This window comes from Halobacillus halophilus, from assembly GCF_020171985.1.
GTDB lineage: Bacteria > Bacillota > Bacilli > Bacillales > Halobacillaceae > Halobacillus > Halobacillus halophilus_A.
In genome coordinates this window covers 123,161-142,587 of the sequence record NZ_JAIVAL010000004.1, presented here as the reverse complement: position 1 = coordinate 142,587, position 19,427 = coordinate 123,161, and the positions used below count along the sequence as shown (strand labels likewise).

Here is a 19,427-nt window from a genome sequence, read left to right as displayed (position 1 = left end):
TAAAAATAGAGCCGGTAAAATGGCTCTATTTTTTTATGTTCGATAATCCTTTTGTTCAATTGACAGCAGCCCAGTAAACTGTCACGATAGGATTGACAATTAAGAAGACGGGAGTGTAGGAGCTATGAAAGTAATTCTTGCTTCAGACCATGGCGGTGTAAATCTGCGACAGGAAGTAGCAGATGTTTTGACTGAACTTCAAATTGATTTTGAAGATATTGGCTGCGACTGTGAAGGGTCTGTGGATTACCCTGACTATGGTATTCCAGCAGCTGAGCGAGTAGCTCACGGAGAGTTTGATAAAGCTATTCTTATTTGCGGAACTGGAATCGGTATGTCCATTTCTGCCAATAAAGTAAAAGGAGTACGTGCTGCTCTTGTTCATGATCTTTTTACAGCAAAGGTTACACGGGAGCATAACGATTCAAACGTTCTTTGCATGGGTGAACGCGTCATTGGCCCTGGCCTTGCTAAAGAAATTGCAAAAACGTGGGTTTCGACAGAATTTGAAGGCGGCCGTCACCAAAACCGTATAACTAAGATTGCCGAATATGAGAATAAATAATACAATGAAAGCAGATAAGCGGAAGCTAAATAATGCGGAAGCTGATAACTAAAGGAGGAGCATTCAGGCTTCTCCTTTTTTAGAAATAAAACGATAAGGAGGGGCAGGCGTGATAGATGTCCGAACCATCCAGGATGATACCAGGGCTGTAGTGGAACAACTTGTGCAATCGGGATCCATTAAAGATGGTATATTTGTGGTAGGATGTTCGACTAGCGAGGTAGCTGGCGAGCGGATTGGCACTTCCGGAAACGAGTCTCTGGCGGAGGTAATGTTCCGTGAACTTAAAAAGATGGAAGATCAGGCGAATATTCATGTGGCTTTCCAGTGCTGTGAGCATTTAAATCGCTCAATTGTTGTGGATCGCTCTGTTTTTGAGAAAGAGAGACTGACAGAGGTCTCGGCCATTCCGGTACCTAAAGCCGGTGGTTCTATGGCTTCTTATGCCTTTAAGCATATGGATGACCCAGTCCTGGTAGAAACCATCCAGGCTGATGGAGGACTTGATATAGGGGATACTTTAATTGGAATGCATTTGAAGCGAGTGGCCGTCCCTGTGCGTATTGAGCAGAAAACGATAGGGGCCGCCCACATTACGGCTGCCAAAACGCGGCCTCCTTTAATCGGAGGAGTCCGTGCTGTTTATGAAATAATAGAAGAAGAAGGTTCGTGTGACGAATAGGAATGGAAAGGGGAACGGTTTACTATGAATCAAGTAAAATCAACAGACGCAGAGGTATTTGCAGCTATTCAGGATGAAAGAGATCGTCAACAGAATAATATTGAGCTAATAGCTTCTGAAAACTTTGTTTCCGAGGCTGTAATGGAAACGATGGGCTCCGTTATGACTAATAAATATGCGGAAGGATATCCAGGCCGTCGATACTATGGAGGCTGTGAGCATGTCGACGTAGTAGAAAATCTCGCTCGTGACCGTGCGAAAGAGCTTTTTGGTGCGGATCATGCCAATGTCCAGCCTCATTCCGGCGCCCAAGCCAACATGGCTGTTTATTTTACCGTTCTTGATCACGGAGATACCGTACTTGGAATGAACCTCAATCACGGGGGACATCTTACGCACGGTAGTTCCGTAAACTTCAGTGGTAAGCTGTACAACTTTGAAGAATATGGCGTTGAGGAAAAGGATGAACGAATTAACTATGAAGCCGTATTGAAAAAAGCAAAAGAAGTCCAGCCTAAGCTGATTGTTGCCGGCGCAAGTGCTTATCCACGTGAAATTGATTTTGCTAAATTCCGTGAAATCGCGGATGAAGTAGGAGCTTATCTTCTAGTAGATATGGCTCATATTGCTGGTCTAATCGCCTGCGGTCTTCATCCTAACCCAGTGCCCCATGCGCATTTTGTTACAACTACGACTCATAAAACCCTTCGCGGCCCTCGCGGCGGTATGATTCTTTGTCAAAAAGAGTTCGCGAAAAAAATCGATAAGAATGTGTTTCCAGGTATGCAGGGTGGTCCATTAATGCATATAATTGCTGCCAAAGCTGTTTCCTTTAAAGAAGCGCTGCAGCCGGAGTTTAAAGATTATTCCAAGCAGATCATTGCAAACGCTAAACGTCTCGGAGAATCCCTTGTAGATAAAGGTGTTGACATTGTATCGGGCGGCACGGATAATCATCTGCTGCTGCTGAATCTGCAAAAGAAAGGTCTTACAGGGAAAGTGATCGAAAAGGCTTTGGATGATATTGGTATTACAACCAATAAAAATACGATTCCTTTTGACACAGAAAGCCCGTTTGTAACGAGTGGAATCCGTATTGGGACCGCTGCTGTCACAACTCGTGGTTTCAAAGAAAACGAGATGGATGAAATAGCAGACCTGATTGCTTTTACTCTTGAGCATCACGATAATGAAGAAAAAATGAAAGAAGCGGCAGAGCGTGTGCGTGAGCTGACTTCCCGTTTCCCTCTTTATCAAACTTTAAATTATTCTTCTATTTAATAGAATAAGCCGTCAGCCTAGTGCTGGCGGCTATTATTATGTTCTGATATGGGCTGGCAGGAATGAAAGGTGGGCCTGGGTAAATTCATATTTATCGGGTTGCAGTTCAACTTGTTTTTCAGTACAATTTAAAGGATGCAAACTATGAGAAGGAGTGATCGGCAATGGGAAAGGTATATGTACTGGATCATCCGTTAATTCAGCACAAACTGACGTACATACGTAAAAAGGAAACAGGGACGAAGGATTTTCGTGAGCTAGTTGACGAAGTCGCCGCATTGATGGCTTTTGAAATTACGCGTGATCTGCCTCTTGAAGAGGTTGAAATTGACACCCCTGTCACTTCTGACGCAAAAGCTAAAGTACTGACGGGTAAGAAAATTGGACTTGTACCCATTCTTCGTGCCGGTCTAGGTATGGTAGACGGAATCATTCAATTGATTCCTGCTGCTAAAATAGGACATGTCGGACTTTATCGCGACCCTGAAACGCTGCAGCCGGTGGAGTATTATGTCAAACTTCCTAGTGATATTGAAGAACGTGAACTTATCGTCATTGATCCAATGCTTGCTACAGGCGGATCTGCCAATGAGGCCATCCATTCATTGAAGAAAAGAGGAGCCCGCCAAATTCGCTTAATGTGTCTTGTTGCAGCGCCTGAAGGTGTAGAGGCTGTTCGCGAAGAGCATCCGGATGTTGATATTTATCTTGCAGCTCTTGATGAGAAGTTAAATGAAAAAGGTTACATTGTTCCAGGTCTGGGAGATGCCGGTGACCGATTGTACGGTACAAAATAAATAGAATTATTCAAGCTCCATTAAAGGAGGTACATTCATGGCAGAACGCATTAAAGTAATGACCATATTTGGGACAAGGCCGGAAGCTATTAAAATGGCTCCGCTTGTTCTGGAACTGAAAAATCGTCCCGACCAATTCGAACCAATTGTCACGGTAACAGCGCAGCATAGAGAAATGCTGGATCAAGTGATGTCGATTTTTGGTATTGAGCCAGATTTTGATTTAAATATTATGAAATCGAGGCAAACCCTTGCACAAGTAACGACACGCGCCCTTGAAGGCCTTGATGAAGTGATGAAAGAAACAAAACCTGATGTGGTTCTTGTACATGGGGATACCACCACGACTTTTGCGGCTTCTCTTGCAGCTTATTATAACCAGATTCCTGTGGGCCACGTAGAAGCAGGACTTCGAACATGGAATAAATATTCTCCTTACCCTGAGGAAATGAATCGTCAGTTGACTGGGGTTATGGCGGATTTACATTTTGCTCCTACCAATAAATCCATGGATAATCTGCTCGCAGAAAACAAGCCGACCAACCAGATTTTTGTCACAGGAAATACAGCCATTGACGCGCTTCAAACGACCGTCAAAGACGATTATGCCTCAGAAGTGCTTGACGAAATAGGCGATAAACGGTTAGTTCTAATGACTGCTCATCGACGTGAAAATCTTGGGAATAATATGAAACAGATGTTTCGGGCAATTAAGCGCCTGGTGGAAGAACATGATGACATTCAAGTGATCTATCCTGTACATCTGAACCCTGCCGTTAAAGAAACGGCTGATGAGATTCTGGGAAATGATGAGCGTATCAAATTAATTGATCCTCTTGATGTGATTGATTTCCATAACTTTGCTTCCAGAGCTCATTTAATCCTTACTGACTCAGGTGGCGTTCAAGAAGAAGCACCTTCACTTGGTGTGCCGGTATTGGTTCTTCGCGATACTACGGAGCGTCCGGAAGGAATTGAAGCAGGAACGCTTAAGCTCGCTGGTACAGAAGAGGATCATATTTTCCATTTAGCAAATGAATTATTATCGAATGAGGAAAAACATAAAGAAATGTCGCATGCTTCCAATCCATATGGAGATGGAAATGCATCTGCCAGAATTGCTGAAGCGATCCGGTATTTCTTTAACCACCGGGAAGATAAGCCAGCACCTTTTGAAATAGAATAATGAGTAAAAGATCAAATCCATAAGGGTTTGGTCTTTTTTTTATACAAAAATTGCCTGAGCATGTTCATGCATAGCTGTCCTTATCCATCGCAAACTAACTAAAAAGGAGACTGGCCTATGCGTTTACTGCACTTGTTCATTCTTTTATTAATTCTTACAGGCTTTCAGTCCCCAGAAGAAACTGATGAAGTAACTATTATAATTGAGACCGAAGAATCCTCATCCCTTCTTGCAGAAGAAATTGAGTCTAGAATTCCGAGGATTGAGATTGTTGCGCAGTATGACACGATCTTTAACGGTCTTGCGGTTAAAGGAAGGGCACAAGAACTTGAAAAGCTTGCTCGTATGGATATGGTAGTGAATCAGTACCCAGTCGTAAATTATAAAAGTCTCAAGCAGGAAACGGGGACCTTTTCTACTCAGATAATCCGTGAGCAATCTAACCCTTCCTATACAGGTAAAGGGGTAAAAGTAGGTGTCATTGATACAGGAGTGGACTACTCTCATCCGGATCTTCAAAAGAACTACAAGGGGGGGGTTGATACCGTAGATTTTGATAATGATCCTATGGAAACCAAAGGGGAAGGCGCAACCATGCATGGATCTCATGTAGCAGGGGTGATTGCAGCTGATGGAAAAATGAAAGGGATAGCTCCAGATGCTGAATTATACGCTTACCGGGCGTTAGGTCCAGGAGGGATTGGATCCTCTGTGCAGGTTATCGCAGCACTGGAAGAAGCGGTTAAAGAAGGAATGGATGTAATTAATCTGTCGCTTGGTAATGATGTGAACGGTCCCGACTGGCCTACGACACATGCTGTTAATAGAGCAGTAGAGCTTGGCGTGACCGTTATCGTTGCAGCTGGGAATTCAGGTCCGGACACTTGGACCGTAGGATCGCCTGCTACTTCATCAAAGGCTATAACCGTAGGAGCTTCGGCACTTCCTTCAAAAGCACCGGTATTCGGAATTCCGGGAGAGGACCGGCACATCCCTGTTCAAGTCCTGCTGGGATCAAAACCGTGGGGACTTTCCAGAAAATATCCTTTAATCGACGCTGGCATAGGAAAAGAAGATCTAAATAACGCTTCCGGAAAGATCGTATTGTTTGAACGTGGGGAAATTCCATTTCAGGAAAAAGCTTTTAAAGCTTATCAAGCTGGTGCGGCTGGAGTAATTATATACAATAATGAACCGGGATTATTTCAAGGTTCATTAGATAACCTATCTGTTCCGATTCCGGTCGCTGGAGTATCCAAAAAAGATGGGGAGTGGCTGATTCAAAAGGGAGTTCAGCAGAATCAATGGCTGGAAACCAGCGAAACTTCACTTGATCATCGACTGGCTCCTTTCAGTTCTCGTGGTCCCGTAACCACCACATGGGGATTAAAACCAGATGTGGTAGCCCCTGGTGTGGACATTTTAAGCACGGTGCCCGGAGGATATGCAGCATTACAAGGAACGAGTATGGCTGCTCCGCATGTTGCTGGACTTGCGGCTTTATTAAAAGAAGCTTCTCCGGATTGGTCTCCTCAGCAAATAAAAAGGGCTATAATGAGTTCAGCAGATATTCTAGAAAAAGGAAAACTTCCTTATTCGCCTACTGAACAAGGTACAGGTTTTATTGATATAGAAGAATCTTTCGACCCGGCACTGTTAATCGAACCCGGCTCGCTTACATTTGGGCGCGTGGATCAACCATTGTTAAATAAAAAGGCAAAATTAAAGCTTACCAATCCCACGAAGGATAGTCAGACCGTATACATGGAGGTCCCAGTTCGTGAAAATGGAAGCAGATGGGACCTCCCGTCCGCTGTTCATTTGAAACCGAATGAAACGAAGGAAGTGGAGATTGGACTCCATCTTACGAAATCCTTTTTAAACCCTGGGATCCATCAGGGGTTTATCAAACTGAGAAATCAAGATCACGATTTCCATGTTCCTTATCTTTATATGATCGGAACGTCTGATTATGAAAAGGTGTCCGGTTTAGAATTGTCAGCTAAGTGGGCCGATGCAAGGCAGTACACTTATCGTTTTCATCTTGCCGAGTCCGTAGATAAAATCACTGTCGATCTATACAGGGCGGGTACCATGCTTTCTCACGGGAGGTTATTTGAACTTGAAGACCCTCAGCCGGGTATGGTACAAGGGGAATTTAAAGTAAATACAGATCATCTTGAAGGGGCTTATATAGCCGTCTTTACTCTCGAGTATAAAGACCAGAAAGAAAGTTACCCATTTCCGGTAAAATTCACACCTTCATGATAACCAGTATATTCCACCTCAGGTCATCCATAATATGGATGACCTGAGGTGGAAAGTTTTTGTAAAAATGGCTCGAAAAGTCTATGTATATTAGGTGTAGAATTGGTAAAATGGTACATGTAAGTTTTGTCACAAATGTGACAAAAATGTGATCGAAAAGTGTCATACATTTGTATTTTTAATCACAAACTCATTGACATCATATAACCCCTAATGTATTCTTACATAGTGTGGGATGATAAGGTTTTCATAACGAATTGTAAAGGTTCTGACACCTTTTCATTCAAGTGAAAAGAGGCTTGTAAATGAAAGATTCCAAACCCCCTTTTCAGGCCATGGCCTTAACTAGTGCTATCGTTTCTCAACTTGCCGGCGGCCCACTTGCCGGAGTTTACCTTGGGAAATGGATAGATAGTCAATTTTCCACAGAGCCCACATTCTTAATCATAGGGATTTTCCTAGGATTAGGAGCAGGTACATATGGGACCATTCATTTAGTACGGACGTACACGGGAGACGATTAGCATGAAGCACTACCAACAGATGATGGCCCGTCAACGAAAATGGATGTTCTACCTTCTGGCGTTACTCGTTCTTGGCTGGGGCCTTACCCCTTGGCAGCCGATTTTTCTAGGTCTCCTCCTGGGAAGCGCTTTGAGTTTTTATAACCTCTGGCTTATGCAGCGCAAAATCCGCAAGCTTGGCGAAGCCTCCGCAGAGAATAAATCTGTTAGAGGAATCGGTACGTTTACCCGTTTGGCTTCAGGAGCACTTGCTGTAGTCATTGCCCTCCAGTTTGAAGAACACATTCATTTGATTTCCGTAGTATTGGGCTTAATGGCAGCCTACATTGTCATTTTTATAGATTACCTGTTCAATAAATCAACAGTTTAGCACGATGGAAGGTAGGTGAACAGATTGAATCACGAAGCACCGATGTGGAATGATGCGTTTGGGATCAGTTGGCTTGATTTCAACCTTTCCAACGTTTTAATGATGTTTGTGGCCTCATTAATCGTTTTCATTCTAGGGGTAACAGCCACACGTAACATGAAACGGTTCCCGACCGGCTTTCAAAACTTTATGGAATGGCTGATTGATTTCATAAAAGGCATTATCGGTTCAAATATGGATTGGCGAACAGGAAGGCTCTTTCTTCCACTTGGTTTAACCTTATTTGCCTACATATTTGTAGCTAATATGCTTGGAGTCGTCACCAATGGAGTTGTTGGACATGAACTGTGGTGGAAATCTCCAACCGCAGATCCCGGCATTACCTTAACCCTGGCAACACTTGTTGTCGTCTTATCTCACTACTATGGGGTTAAGCTGAAAGGCGGTAAAGAATACAGTAAAGGTTTCATAAGACCTCTGCCGTTTTTACTACCTTTCAAAATCATTGAAGAGTTCTCCAATACTCTTACACTTGGTTTGCGTCTATATGGGAACATTTACGCAGGCGAGATCTTACTGAGCTTGCTTGTCACTATGGCAGCAGGCGGCGTTGGTGGATTTTTAGGAGCTTCACTTCCAATGATAGCTTGGATGGGCTTCAGTACATTTATCGGTTTTATCCAGGCATTCATCTTTGTAATGTTAACGATGGTTTATATGTCTCACAAGGTGAGCGACGACCATTAAAATAAAAGAATAAAAAATTATTTTTTTAAAAATATGAGGAGGATTTTCATTATGGGTCTTTTAGCAGCTGCAATTGCAGTAGGATTAGCGGCACTAGGTGCTGGTATTGGTAACGGTCTGATTGTAAGTCGTACGGTAGAAGGAATTGCGCGTCAACCAGAATTGCGCAGTGCTCTTCAAACAACTATGTTCATCGGTGTTGCTCTAGTAGAGGCGATTCCGATCATCGGCGTTGTTATCGCATTTATCGTAATGGGTCAGTAAAGCAGGACGAGCGAATACGCTTATGGCGAAGTTCAACTCAATCGATCTTCGCCTTTCCTTTATACCTTTACGAAAACTTGATACCCAAATGGATTGGAAAGAAAACTTCGACTGAAGCTTTTATAAGCTAAAGCCGGGTTTTTCTCTTGTCTAGCTGAGTTCTTATATAAGGCTTTTGCTTGCTTGAGGGTTAACCCTGTTACGATATGGTGTGGAGAGGAGTGAAAACTGTGCAAGGATTCACAGAGAGTCTTGTCCTCGGAGCTGGAGGACTTAACATAGGTGATATGATCATTCAACTTGTGTTCTTCCTTATCTTGCTGGCTCTTTTAGGCAAGTTTGCTTGGGGACCATTAATGAATATGATGAAAGAGCGTGAAGATTACGTAGCTAACGAAATCAATACCGCAGAAAAAAGTCGTGAAGAAGCACAGCGAATGCAGCGTGAAGCTTCTGAAGAACTTAAGAAAACCCGTCAGGATGCACAGAAGATAATCGAAGATGCACGCAAAACAGCAGGCCAGCAGGAACGCGATATAATTGAGTCCGCTCGCGCTGAATCTGAAAGAATGAAGGAATCAGCACGGCAGGAAATTGAACAAGAAAAAGAAAAAGCCGTACAGGTCCTTAAAGATCAAGTGGCTTCTATGTCTGTCATGATTGCATCCAAAGTGATTGAAAAAGAACTTTCGGAGAAGGATCAGGAGAAGTTGATTCACCAATATATTGACGAGGCAGGAGAAGAGCGATGAGTCAAACAATCATTGCGAGACGCTATGCTGACGCGCTTTTTAAACTTGGACAAGAACACTTGAAATTAGAACAATTAGAAACAGAATTACGAGAACTGCAAAAGGTGTTCCGTAATAATGAGCAACTTTATACATTCCTTAAGCATCCACGTATTTCCGTCGACCAAAAGAAACAACTCATTCATAAATCATTTCTGTCTTATTCAGCAGAAGTTGTGAACACCCTTAAGTTGTTGGTAGACAGGCATAGAGAAGACATTATTTCTGAAATGATCACTCATTTCTTAACAATGATGAGCGATGCAAAGGGAGTAGCAGAAGCGGATGTTTACTCCGTACGTGAACTTTCGAAATCTGAGAAAAAACGGATTTCAGAAACATTTGCACCAAAAGTAGGAAAACGTTCATTGAACCTGAACAATATTGTTGATCCAAGCATTCTCGGAGGCATCCGTGTGCGAATTGGTAATCGGATATTTGATGGTTCCGTCAGTGGAAAGCTTAGCCGCATGGAGCGCAAGCTAGTTTCTGCTAACAAAAGATGATAGGGGTGAAATGGCATGAGCATTAAAGCTGAGGAAATCAGTGCGCTGATTAAACAGCAAATTGAAAGCTATGAATCAGATATAGAAGTCAATGATGTGGGTACAGTTATCGAAGTTGGTGACGGTATTGCACGTGCTCATGGTCTTGACAACGTCATGGCCGGAGAACTCGTTGAATTCTCAAATGGTGTCATGGGATTGGCACAGAACTTAGAAGAAAGTAACGTTGGTCTTGTTATTCTTGGACCTTATACAGATATTAAAGAAGGCGATGAAGTACGCCGTACAGGTCGTATCATGCAAGTACCTGTTGGGGAAGAAATGCTGGGCCGTGTCGTTAATCCACTTGGTCAGCCTGTAGATGGAAGAGGACCAATTGAAACAACTAAAACACGCCCGATTGAAGCACCAGCCCCAGGGGTTATGGATCGTAAATCCGTAGATGAACCCCTTCAAACAGGGATTAAAGCTATTGACGCCCTTGTACCTATCGGACGTGGTCAGCGTGAACTTATTATCGGTGACCGTCAGACTGGTAAAACATCTGTAGCAATCGATGCGATTTTGAACCAGCATGATCAGGATATGGTTTGTATATATGTAGCAATTGGTCAAAAAGAATCAACCGTCCGCGGTACAGTAGAAACTCTTCGCCGTCACGGTGCATTGGATTACACAATTGTCGTAACAGCGAGTGCTTCTCAGCCAGCTCCGCTTTTATACCTTGCTCCATATGCAGGCGTAACATTAGGGGAAGAATTCATGTACAACGGCAAGCATGTTCTCGTCGTTTATGATGACCTTTCCAAGCAGGCAGCGGCATACCGTGAGCTATCCTTGCTGCTTCGTCGTCCACCGGGCCGTGAAGCGTTCCCAGGAGATGTATTCTATCTGCACTCCCGTCTGCTTGAGCGTGCAGCTAAACTAAGTGATGCGAAGGGCGGAGGTTCATTAACAGCGCTTCCTTTCGTTGAAACACAAGCAGGAGACATTTCCGCCTATATTCCAACAAACGTTATTTCCATCACAGACGGTCAGATCTTCTTACAGTCAGATTTATTCTTCTCAGGTGTACGTCCAGCGATTAACGCCGGATTATCCGTATCCCGTGTTGGTGGATCAGCTCAAATCAAAGCTATGAAAAAAGTTGCCGGTACATTGCGTCTCGACTTAGCTTCTTATCGTGAGTTGGAAGCTTTCGCACAGTTCGGCTCTGACCTTGATAAATCTACACAGGCTAAGCTGAACCGCGGAGCGCGTACCGTTGAGGTTCTTAAGCAAGGTTTACACCAGCCTCTGGCTGTAGAAAAACAAGTTATGATTATCTTTGCCCTTACCAAAGGATTTCTGGATGATATTCCAGTGGATGACGTTACTCGCTTTGAGTCAGAATTCCACACATGGCTTGATAACAATCGGAAAGAGCTGATTGGGCAGATCCGAAAAACTGGAAAGCTGGCAGAGGAAGAAGATATGAAAGAAGCTGTGAAAGAATTCAAGAAAACATTTGTGATCTCTGAATAAATAAACACAGCTGGAAAGGGTGGTGAAACAGCGTGGCATCCCTTAGAGATATCAAAGGCCGGATTACCTCTACCAAGAAGACGAAACAGATTACAAAAGCAATGGAAATGGTATCTGCTTCTAAATTGAATCGTGCCGAACAGAACGCAAGGTATTTTGTTCCATACAGCGAAAAAATTCAAGAAGTCGTAGCGAGTATTTCCCAAGGCGGAGGTGATGCAAGTCACCCAATGCTTGAATCAAGGGAAGTAAAGTGTACAGGGTACCTGGTAATCACTTCTGACCGAGGTCTTGCAGGAGCATTTAACAGCAGTGTCTTGAGAAGAGTCTATCAGCAGATTCGCCAGCATCATACTTCTGCTGAAGAGTACAAACTAATCACCATTGGCCGTATTGGACGAGACTTCTTCCGTAAACGTAATATACCGGTAGATATGGATATTACTGGCTTGGCAGACCAGCCGGACTTTGCTGATATTAAAGATATCGCATCGGATACGATTCAACTCTTTACAGACGAAGAGATCGATCAATTATATATCTATTACAATCATTACGTTAGTGCTATCACACAGGAAGTAACCGAGAAAAAAGTCTTGCCGCTGACGGACTTTGGTGGAGAGAGTGTAGGATCCACAAGTTCTTATGAGTATGAGCCGAACCAAGAAGAGATTTTGGAAGTCTTGCTTCCGCAATATGCTGAGAGCTTGATTTACGGAGCCTTACTTGACAGTAAAGCTAGTGAGCATGCAGCTCGTATGACAGCTATGAAGAGTGCAACTGATAATGCTGATGACCTTATTGGTGATCTGACGCTATCTTATAACCGTGCACGTCAAGCTGCTATTACCCAAGAGATTACTGAAATTGTCGGCGGTGCAGCTGCCCTCGAATAGGGACTCTTGGATTTTGAACAGTAAGTTAGGAGGGAAATCGATGAGTAATGGACGCGTGACACAAATCATGGGACCAGTTGTCGACGTAACATTTGATGACGGGCAGCTCCCAGATATTAATAACGCACTACATGTACGTTATGATGCGCAATCCGAAGATGAAAAAAACGTCGACCTTACGTTAGAAGTTGCCCTTCACCTGGGTGACAACACCGTTCGTACTGTTGCCATGTCTTCCACAGAAGGTGTAATGCGTGGCACACCTGTTATCGATAAAGGCAGCCCAATCTCAGTTCCAGTGGGAGAAGTAACATTGGGCAGAGTATTCAACGTTCTTGGTAACAATATTGATTTAGATGAACCTTTAAGTGATGATGTACGTCGTGATCCAATCCACCGCGAAGCACCAGTTTTTGAAAACTTAGCTACAGAAACTGAAATTCTGGAAACTGGAATTAAAGTTGTAGACCTTTTAGCTCCATATGTAAAAGGTGGTAAAATTGGATTGTTTGGTGGCGCCGGAGTAGGTAAGACCGTACTCATTCAGGAATTAATTAACAACATCGCCCAAGAACACGGCGGTATCTCTGTATTTGCCGGTGTTGGTGAGCGTACGCGTGAAGGTAACGACCTTTACTGGGAAATGACCGATTCAGGTGTTATTAAGAAAACAGCTATGGTGTTTGGACAAATGAACGAACCGCCTGGTGCGCGTATGCGCGTAGCTCTGTCTGGTTTAACAATGGCAGAATATTTCCGTGATGAACAAGGCCAGGACGTACTGTTCTTCATCGACAACATCTTCCGCTTTACCCAGGGTGGTCTTGAAGTATCTGCACTTCTTGGACGTATGCCATCAGCCGTTGGTTATCAGCCAACCTTAGCGACTGAGATGGGGCAATTACAGGAGCGAATTACATCTACTGACAAAGGTTCAGTAACATCTATTCAGGCTATTTATGTGCCTGCCGATGACTATACTGACCCTGCGCCGGCTACGACGTTCGCGCACTTGGATGCAACGACTAACCTTGAGCGTAAGCTTTCTGAACAGGGGATTTATCCTGCTGTTGATCCACTTGCTTCTACCTCCCGTGCTCTGGACCCGGATGTAGTTGGCGACGAGCATTATCAAATAGCTCGCGAAGTCCAGCGTACATTGCAGCGTTATAAAGAATTGCAGGATATCATTGCTATTCTTGGTATGGATGAGCTTTCTGATGAAGATAAATTGACCGTATCCCGTGCACGTCGGGTGCAGTTCTTCTTATCTCAGAACTTCCACGTGGCTGAACAGTTTACAGGACAGCCAGGATCTTACGTACCTGTTGCAGAAACAGTCAAAGGCTTTAAAGAGATCCTTGACGGCAAACACGATGACATCCCAGAAGATGCGTTCCGACTAGTCGGTCGTATTGAGGATGTTGTTGAAAAATCAAAACAAATGCAGTAAACCTGTCAACACAAGTGATAATGGGCGTTCATAGGAGCGCCCGGTTTATTCACTTAACAGCCAAGGAGGAATGTATATGAGCACACTAACGGTGAGTGTCGTCACTCCTGATGGCCCGGTATTGGAAGAAGCATTTGAAATGGTTAGTTGTAAGGCGGAAAGTGGAGAGTTGGGAATACTACCCGGTCACATTCCTATGGTGGCGCCGCTTACAATCAGCGCCATACGCCTGAAAGGCGAGGGGAAATCGGATCGTATCGCAGTCAGCGGTGGTTTTTTAGAGGTGAGACCTGATAAAGTGACCATACTCGCTCAATCAGCTGAAAAGCCAACTGATATTGATATAGACCGTGCCCGAATGGCTAAAGAGCGTGCTGAAAGACGTCTCCAGGACAAACAAGCCGACATTGATTTCAAACGGGCTGAATTGGCCCTTAAGCGAGCCATTAATCGCTTAGATGTTTATGAGAATAATTTCTAAACTGCTTTCATCTTGAGAGCAGTTTTTTTATTAAAGAAACCTGATAGAAATTTTGGTGTTTAATTTTCGGCCAGTCTTAACCAAAGGAGCAGCAAGGTAGCTCTTAAGATATCCATTTGGCAGAAATATTTGTCATTATTGCCCGGGAAATGAGACAGAAATATTTTCTTTGTCGCCTTCTGTTTTATTAGAGTTTAGCCGATTGGATAAAAAGGTATTTTTGTGTAGATGAATGCTGTTCCTAAAAGTAGAGACGAAAGAGAGGAGTTCGTATGGATCAATATTTTGCTGAAGAAGCTATTCTTAGTATGACCTCACACATTATCTTCATTATCATAACGTGGAGAGTGCTTCAGTCGGTCAATTTCGATGCGTTTTTCAGGAAACATCGTGTCTTTGAAGCAAGAGTTTTACTCATATTTATTACCATTGCTATTGGAACAACGGTCAGTCGATTTTTTCTTGATTTTATAGCATGGTCTAATAGTCTGGTCTACTTATTTTAAACGAAAATCAATGAGACTAGTGTTAAGTGAATAGTTTGTCTAAAAATGTCCAGTATGATTGTTGTCTTCTCCGGTCAGACTTATAGTAAGTCTATGCTTGGGGAGGCATCAGAAGATGAAAAGTTTACTAGCAGGTATTACGGTATTGATTATGGTATGTACAGGTGCTTATTCACAGGAACTGACTGCGGAGACACCTATTGAAAAATTTGCAGCATTTGCTGAGAGTGAGCAGCTTGACGTAACAGCATGGTCGATCACCCTTAAAGAGACGATACCGAGATCAGATTCATTATTATTGGAAAAGAAGATTTCCAAATCCCATCGAACTGCTGAAGTATCGTATGAAGATCAAGATAATTCAAATAAGATTATTCTAAAAGACGGTCTTAATAATAGGGAATTTGACGAAAGTTATAGCATTATTCTGCCGAAAAACAAAGATGAAAAGGCGGAATTGGTTTACTATATAGCTGGTAAGGGTACAATTTCTTTGACACCAGAAGTAAAAGATCGGATACGAGAGATTGAGAAACGGTATTTCTCGAAAAACGTCCTAATTTTCTCTTGTCTTAAAGCGGAGTCTAGTGGTATTATAGATGATGTTTTAGTGTATAAAAAATTCAAACAAACATTCGACATTAAACCATTAGATCAAGTTGCAGAAAAAGATTGGACTAGCAGCTCCGGATATACGGAAGAATGGGGACAAGCAATCCCGACAGCCGGTGGAAAGATGAATGTTCAGTTCGCTACAAGAACTTTGGGCGGGCGGACAAACATCACTATTGGCACACCCATTATTACTGCTGAATATTAATAATAATGAATATGGACGCGGAGGAGAATGAAATTTGGAAAAAATCATCGTCCGTGGTGGGAGGCAGCTGAATGGCACTGTAAAAGCAGAAGGCGCCAAGAATGCCGTACTGCCTGTCATCGCAGCAAGTATAATTGCCAGTGAAGGAAAAAGTGTTTTACACGAAGTCCCTGCTTTAGCAGATGTCACGACTATCAATGAAGTGATTCGACATATGAATGCTGATGTTAAAGTAGATGGAAACACAGTTACCGTAGATGCTTCTGGGGATCTCGAGACAGAAGCACCAATTGAATATGTGAGGAAAATGAGAGCTTCTGTTCTCGTTCTGGGACCACTTTTGGCCCGGTATGGCCATGCTAAGGTTGCCCTGCCTGGTGGCTGTGCGATTGGATCACGTCCTATTGATCAGCACTTAAAAGGCTTTGAAGCTATGGGTGCCGAAGTTACCGTAGGAAATGGTTACATTGAGGCAGAAGTTAAAGGTCGTTTGCAGGGTGCCAAGGTTTACTTTGATGTTCCAAGTGTAGGGGCTACAGAAAACGTTATGATGGCTGCAGCTCTGGCTGAAGGAACAACAATCCTTGAAAACTGTGCAAAAGAACCGGAAATTGTAGATTTAGCCAATTATCTCAATAAAATGGGCGGTAAGGTTATTGGGGCTGGTACCGAGACCATTCGTATCGAAGGAGTCGACAAGCTTATTGGAGCGACTCATACCATTATCCCTGACCGCGTAGAAGCTGGAACATTTATGGTTGCAGCGGCTATTACTGGAGGTAATGTATTAGTTAAAGGTGCTATGCGTGAACATCTTCGTTCAGTTATTTCAAAAATGGAAGAAATGGGCGTTACCATTAAAGAGGAAGATGATGGACTTCGAGTTATTGGCCCTGAACAGTTGAAGGCTACAGATATTAAAACGATGCCACACCCGGGTTTTCCTACTGATATGCAGTCTCAAATGATGGCTTTAATGTTAAACGCCAAAGGCACAAGCGTAATTACGGAAACAGTATTCGAAAATCGTTTCATGCATGTGGAAGAATTCCGCCGTATGAATGCTCATCTTAAGATTGAAGGCCGCAACGTTATTGTGGAGGGTCCTTCATCTTTACAAGGAGCAGAAGTAGCAGCGACTGATTTACGAGCGGGAGCAGCCCTTATTCTTGCTGGTCTTGTGGCCGATGGTTATACACGCGTAACAGAACTTAAGCATCTGGACCGTGGATATGTTGATTTCTCCAATAAACTTGCGGGACTCGGTGCTGATATAGAAAGAATTAACGAACAAGAATCTTACTCTGAAGAACAAGAAGCTAACGAATCTTTATCGACCTTATAATGTATATATCCTTATAGCTTGGTTGTTTCATTATTTTTTGAAACAGCCAAGCTTTTTTTTGGTTCTATCATCCTTGTTTGAGGGATACATTTTAGTAGAGAGATCTACAATGTAATCAGGAGGGTGAGAATGAAAAGAAAAAATTGGATGGCATTTTTCATAACAAGTGGCCTCTTTGGGGCTATACTTATACTACCTACTCTAATTGTGGTACCTTTTACAGGTTCCAGTGCTTCACATGAAGTCCAGGAGACTCCAAATCCGATTGAAAAAGCCGCTGATTCATCAGAAGACCTCTCTCCAATAGCGGTCAGAGTTGAACGAAGCCAATCAGGGAAGATAGAAGAAGTCCCGCTGGAAACATATGTTGCAAGGGTGGTTGCATCTGAGATGCCTGCTGAATTTGAATTGGAAGCATTAAAAGCGCAGGCGTTAGCAGCACGAACATATATAACGAGACATTTGCTTGAGGAAGAGCCTGTATCGCAGGAAGCTGATGTGACGGACACCGTTAATCACCAGGTGTATAAGAATGATGAAGAACTCAGAGCTCAGTGGCATGATCAATATACGAGCAATATGGAGAAAATCAACTCAGCTGTAAGCGAGACAGCAGGAGAAATAATCACATATAACCAGGAGCCAATAACGGCCGCTTTCTTTTCAACAAGCAATGGATACACGGAAAATGCTGAAGACTACTGGGAGAATGAGATTCCTTATTTAAAAAGTGTGGAAAGTCCCTGGGATCAACAATCACCTAAGTTCACAGATCAGAAAATTATTCCGATTACTCAGGTACAAACAGCTCTTGGCGTAAATTTTAAAGGGAATGTGCAAAACATGACCATGACAAAGACAGAGGGAAATCGTGTAGATAAGGTTCAGGTTGGGGATCAGACCTTCTCAGGGAGACAGATAAGAGAGACCTTCGAGCTGCCTTCAAGCGATTTTTCGATGCAGCAAAAAGGCGATCACGTCATTTTTACGACAAAAGGGTATGGCCATGGTGTAGGAATGAGTCAATATGGAGCAAATGGAATGGCTAAGAGCGGCAGCAGTTATAAAGATATTGTGACTCATTATTATCACGATACAGAAGTATCGTCTATCAATAAACAGACGGCATTGTTAACTTCCAGAAATGATAAGTCGGTCAACTGATAGAATATGATAAAGACAGGGCCTTAAGCCAGGGGCCCTGCTTTTCATTTCATAAGTTGGAGGGGTTACAATTTGGACAAACTCGTTCGTCCAAGGTGATCTTTATTTCTATTATGAAGTTGTAAATACTTTTAAGAAAAAATTTCCTCTTCATGTATATAATTCCTCAGAAGTGTTCAGAATGATTTTTGAGGTGATGAACATGAGAGAGGAAGGAAAGAAAAGCGTGACTAAATTAAAGTTTAAACGCTTAATGCGCAAGAAATGGTTGTATCCAGCGTTGTATTTGTCAGTAGCAGCATTAGTTCTAGTAGGGGTATTCTGGTATCAGCAAAGTGGTAAGGAAGTAGAAAACCAGTTAGCTAATCAATCTGAAACGGAAGTCCAGGATGAGTTCACTACTCAGGATTCCGGAGAGGATTCAGTTCCAGTCATGGAGCAAAACGAAAACTTGCAAATGCCAGTCGTTGATGAAGAAGCCGCGTCAATCGTTACTAAGTTCTATGATTACAATGCGTCTCAGGAAGATCAAGAAAGTGCACTGGTCCTATACAACAATAAGTACTATCAGAGTGAAGGCGTCGATATAACTAGAGAAGATGGAGAAGCTTTTGAAGTAACAGCAGCTCTATCAGGAACAGTCACAGAAGTAAAAGAAGACCCACTTTATGGCAATGTCATTGAAATTACACATGATGAAGACATATCAACTGTCTATGCTAGTCTAGCTGACATTAAAGTCCAAGCTGGTTCTGAAGTTACTCAAGGTGATGTGCTGGGTTCTGCCGGACAGAATTCCTTCGGTCAAGCGAGTGGCGTGCATGTTCATTTCGAATTACGAAATGATGGACAGCCTGTTAACCCGGAAAGCTTTTTCGGACAACCTTCCAGTAAGATTGGAGAAGAAGTGAAAGAAGAAGCAGAAGCTGAGAAAGAAGCAGAAGTACCTTCTGCTGAAGATGACAGCACTCCAGCCGAAGACTCAACAGAAGAACCAGAAGTATCTGATGAGCCAAATGATGAGGAACTAAATACGGATGAAGATCCTGCGGATAACACTGAAGGAGAACAAACTCCTGATGAGGATAGTGCATCATCCATTTCTTCAACTCAAACCTAAATGAGGGGCCTGCCCCTCATTTTTTTAATGCTGTACCATAAACTAGCAAAAAGCATTTACATAAAAAACAACTATAAAGCAAGCTCCAACCTTATCCCTGTGGCATAACTCACCTTTTTTATTAATACAATGAGGAT

The 19,427-nt window shown here is 42.9% G+C and carries 21 protein-coding genes; all 21 read left to right on the top strand.

Annotation, left to right across the window (positions count from 1 at the left end):
• Positions 1 to 124: 124 nt before the first annotated feature.
• Positions 125 to 565 carry a ribose 5-phosphate isomerase B gene (gene rpiB / locus LCM11_RS09220; protein ID WP_224893953.1) on the top strand — a complete coding sequence of 147 codons (441 nt, stop codon included), beginning with the start codon at positions 125 to 127 and terminating at the stop codon, positions 563 to 565.
• A 127-nt stretch (positions 566 to 692) separates the two neighbouring features.
• On the top strand, positions 693 to 1,247 hold the full coding sequence (locus tag LCM11_RS09215) for a TIGR01440 family protein (RefSeq protein ID WP_224894073.1): 555 nt from the start codon (positions 693 to 695) through the stop codon (positions 1,245 to 1,247).
• Positions 1,248 to 1,271: 24 nt separating this feature from the next.
• Positions 1,272 to 2,528, top strand: a complete 1,257-nt coding sequence (gene glyA / locus LCM11_RS09210) for a serine hydroxymethyltransferase (RefSeq protein ID WP_224893952.1) — start codon at positions 1,272 to 1,274, stop codon at positions 2,526 to 2,528.
• Positions 2,529 to 2,692: 164 nt separating this feature from the next.
• Positions 2,693 to 3,325 carry a uracil phosphoribosyltransferase gene (gene upp / locus LCM11_RS09205; protein WP_224893951.1) on the top strand — a complete coding sequence of 211 codons (633 nt, stop codon included), beginning with the start codon at positions 2,693 to 2,695 and terminating at the stop codon, positions 3,323 to 3,325.
• 37 nt (positions 3,326 to 3,362) lie between these two features.
• A complete protein-coding gene (gene wecB / locus LCM11_RS09200) occupies positions 3,363 to 4,511 on the top strand; it encodes a non-hydrolyzing UDP-N-acetylglucosamine 2-epimerase (protein ID WP_224893950.1) in 1,149 nt (382 codons plus the stop codon).
• Between the two features lie 117 nt (positions 4,512 to 4,628).
• Complete coding sequence (locus LCM11_RS09195) at positions 4,629 to 6,779, top strand: S8 family serine peptidase (protein WP_318246146.1); 2,151 nt, start codon at positions 4,629 to 4,631, stop codon at positions 6,777 to 6,779.
• A gap of 305 nt (positions 6,780 to 7,084) precedes the next feature.
• Positions 7,085 to 7,303 (top strand): AtpZ/AtpI family protein, encoded by a 219-nt coding sequence (locus LCM11_RS09190; RefSeq protein WP_224893949.1) that lies wholly within the window; start codon positions 7,085 to 7,087, stop codon positions 7,301 to 7,303.
• Between the two features lies 1 nt (position 7,304).
• A complete protein-coding gene (locus LCM11_RS09185) occupies positions 7,305 to 7,673 on the top strand; it encodes an ATP synthase subunit I (protein WP_089751319.1) in 369 nt (122 codons plus the stop codon).
• Between the two features lie 24 nt (positions 7,674 to 7,697).
• Positions 7,698 to 8,420 carry a F0F1 ATP synthase subunit A gene (gene atpB, locus LCM11_RS09180; RefSeq protein WP_224893948.1) on the top strand — a complete coding sequence of 241 codons (723 nt, stop codon included), beginning with the start codon at positions 7,698 to 7,700 and terminating at the stop codon, positions 8,418 to 8,420.
• A 51-nt stretch (positions 8,421 to 8,471) separates the two neighbouring features.
• Positions 8,472 to 8,684 carry a F0F1 ATP synthase subunit C gene (gene atpE, locus LCM11_RS09175; protein ID WP_014644824.1) on the top strand — a complete coding sequence of 71 codons (213 nt, stop codon included), beginning with the start codon at positions 8,472 to 8,474 and terminating at the stop codon, positions 8,682 to 8,684.
• Positions 8,685 to 8,914: 230 nt separating this feature from the next.
• Complete coding sequence (gene atpF, locus LCM11_RS09170; protein ID WP_014644823.1) at positions 8,915 to 9,436, top strand: F0F1 ATP synthase subunit B; 522 nt, start codon at positions 8,915 to 8,917, stop codon at positions 9,434 to 9,436.
• Complete coding sequence (locus LCM11_RS09165) at positions 9,433 to 9,981, top strand: F0F1 ATP synthase subunit delta (RefSeq protein ID WP_224893947.1); 549 nt, start codon at positions 9,433 to 9,435, stop codon at positions 9,979 to 9,981. Before atpF ends, LCM11_RS09165 begins: the two co-directional genes overlap by 4 nt.
• A 15-nt stretch (positions 9,982 to 9,996) precedes the next feature.
• Positions 9,997 to 11,505 carry a F0F1 ATP synthase subunit alpha gene (atpA, locus tag LCM11_RS09160; RefSeq protein WP_089751323.1) on the top strand — a complete coding sequence of 503 codons (1,509 nt, stop codon included), beginning with the start codon at positions 9,997 to 9,999 and terminating at the stop codon, positions 11,503 to 11,505.
• A 32-nt stretch (positions 11,506 to 11,537) separates the two neighbouring features.
• Positions 11,538 to 12,401 carry an ATP synthase F1 subunit gamma gene (atpG, locus tag LCM11_RS09155; protein WP_014644820.1) on the top strand — a complete coding sequence of 288 codons (864 nt, stop codon included), beginning with the start codon at positions 11,538 to 11,540 and terminating at the stop codon, positions 12,399 to 12,401.
• 40 nt (positions 12,402 to 12,441) lie between these two features.
• Positions 12,442 to 13,854 carry a F0F1 ATP synthase subunit beta gene (gene atpD / locus LCM11_RS09150; RefSeq protein WP_089751324.1) on the top strand — a complete coding sequence of 471 codons (1,413 nt, stop codon included), beginning with the start codon at positions 12,442 to 12,444 and terminating at the stop codon, positions 13,852 to 13,854.
• Positions 13,855 to 13,930: 76 nt separating this feature from the next.
• On the top strand, positions 13,931 to 14,335 hold the full coding sequence (locus LCM11_RS09145) for a F0F1 ATP synthase subunit epsilon (RefSeq protein WP_089751325.1): 405 nt from the start codon (positions 13,931 to 13,933) through the stop codon (positions 14,333 to 14,335).
• 272 nt (positions 14,336 to 14,607) lie between these two features.
• Positions 14,608 to 14,841 (top strand): DUF1146 family protein, encoded by a 234-nt coding sequence (locus tag LCM11_RS09140; RefSeq protein WP_014644817.1) that lies wholly within the window; start codon positions 14,608 to 14,610, stop codon positions 14,839 to 14,841.
• A gap of 115 nt (positions 14,842 to 14,956) precedes the next feature.
• Positions 14,957 to 15,661 (top strand): YwmB family TATA-box binding protein, encoded by a 705-nt coding sequence (locus tag LCM11_RS09135; protein WP_224893946.1) that lies wholly within the window; start codon positions 14,957 to 14,959, stop codon positions 15,659 to 15,661.
• A 34-nt stretch (positions 15,662 to 15,695) separates the two neighbouring features.
• Complete coding sequence (gene murA, locus LCM11_RS09130) at positions 15,696 to 17,006, top strand: UDP-N-acetylglucosamine 1-carboxyvinyltransferase (protein ID WP_224893945.1); 1,311 nt, start codon at positions 15,696 to 15,698, stop codon at positions 17,004 to 17,006.
• Positions 17,007 to 17,135: 129 nt separating this feature from the next.
• Positions 17,136 to 18,170 carry a stage II sporulation protein D gene (gene spoIID / locus LCM11_RS09125; protein WP_224893944.1) on the top strand — a complete coding sequence of 345 codons (1,035 nt, stop codon included), beginning with the start codon at positions 17,136 to 17,138 and terminating at the stop codon, positions 18,168 to 18,170.
• 226 nt (positions 18,171 to 18,396) lie between these two features.
• On the top strand, positions 18,397 to 19,290 hold the full coding sequence (locus tag LCM11_RS09120; protein WP_224893943.1) for a peptidoglycan DD-metalloendopeptidase family protein: 894 nt from the start codon (positions 18,397 to 18,399) through the stop codon (positions 19,288 to 19,290).
• Positions 19,291 to 19,427: the final 137 nt, after the last annotated feature.

Excerpts from the sequence above, each read along its gene's own strand:
- rpiB (WP_224893953.1), top strand. The coding sequence starts at position 125 with ATGAAAGTAATTCTTGCTTCAGACCATGGCGGTGTAAATCTGCGACAG.
- glyA (WP_224893952.1), top strand. The coding sequence starts at position 1,272 with ATGAATCAAGTAAAATCAACAGACGCAGAGGTATTTGCAGCTATTCAG.
- upp (WP_224893951.1), top strand. The coding sequence starts at position 2,693 with ATGGGAAAGGTATATGTACTGGATCATCCGTTAATTCAGCACAAACTG.
- wecB (WP_224893950.1), top strand. The coding sequence starts at position 3,363 with ATGGCAGAACGCATTAAAGTAATGACCATATTTGGGACAAGGCCGGAA.
- LCM11_RS09195 (WP_318246146.1), top strand. The coding sequence starts at position 4,629 with ATGCGTTTACTGCACTTGTTCATTCTTTTATTAATTCTTACAGGCTTT.
- LCM11_RS09190 (WP_224893949.1), top strand. The coding sequence starts at position 7,085 with ATGAAAGATTCCAAACCCCCTTTTCAGGCCATGGCCTTAACTAGTGCT.
- LCM11_RS09185 (WP_089751319.1), top strand. The coding sequence starts at position 7,305 with ATGAAGCACTACCAACAGATGATGGCCCGTCAACGAAAATGGATGTTC.
- atpE (WP_014644824.1), top strand. The coding sequence starts at position 8,472 with ATGGGTCTTTTAGCAGCTGCAATTGCAGTAGGATTAGCGGCACTAGGT.
- LCM11_RS09165 (WP_224893947.1), top strand. The coding sequence starts at position 9,433 with ATGAGTCAAACAATCATTGCGAGACGCTATGCTGACGCGCTTTTTAAA.
- atpA (WP_089751323.1), top strand. The coding sequence starts at position 9,997 with ATGAGCATTAAAGCTGAGGAAATCAGTGCGCTGATTAAACAGCAAATT.
- atpD (WP_089751324.1), top strand. The coding sequence starts at position 12,442 with ATGAGTAATGGACGCGTGACACAAATCATGGGACCAGTTGTCGACGTA.
- LCM11_RS09145 (WP_089751325.1), top strand. The coding sequence starts at position 13,931 with ATGAGCACACTAACGGTGAGTGTCGTCACTCCTGATGGCCCGGTATTG.
- LCM11_RS09140 (WP_014644817.1), top strand. The coding sequence starts at position 14,608 with ATGGATCAATATTTTGCTGAAGAAGCTATTCTTAGTATGACCTCACAC.
- LCM11_RS09135 (WP_224893946.1), top strand. The coding sequence starts at position 14,957 with ATGAAAAGTTTACTAGCAGGTATTACGGTATTGATTATGGTATGTACA.
- spoIID (WP_224893944.1), top strand. The coding sequence starts at position 17,136 with ATGAAAAGAAAAAATTGGATGGCATTTTTCATAACAAGTGGCCTCTTT.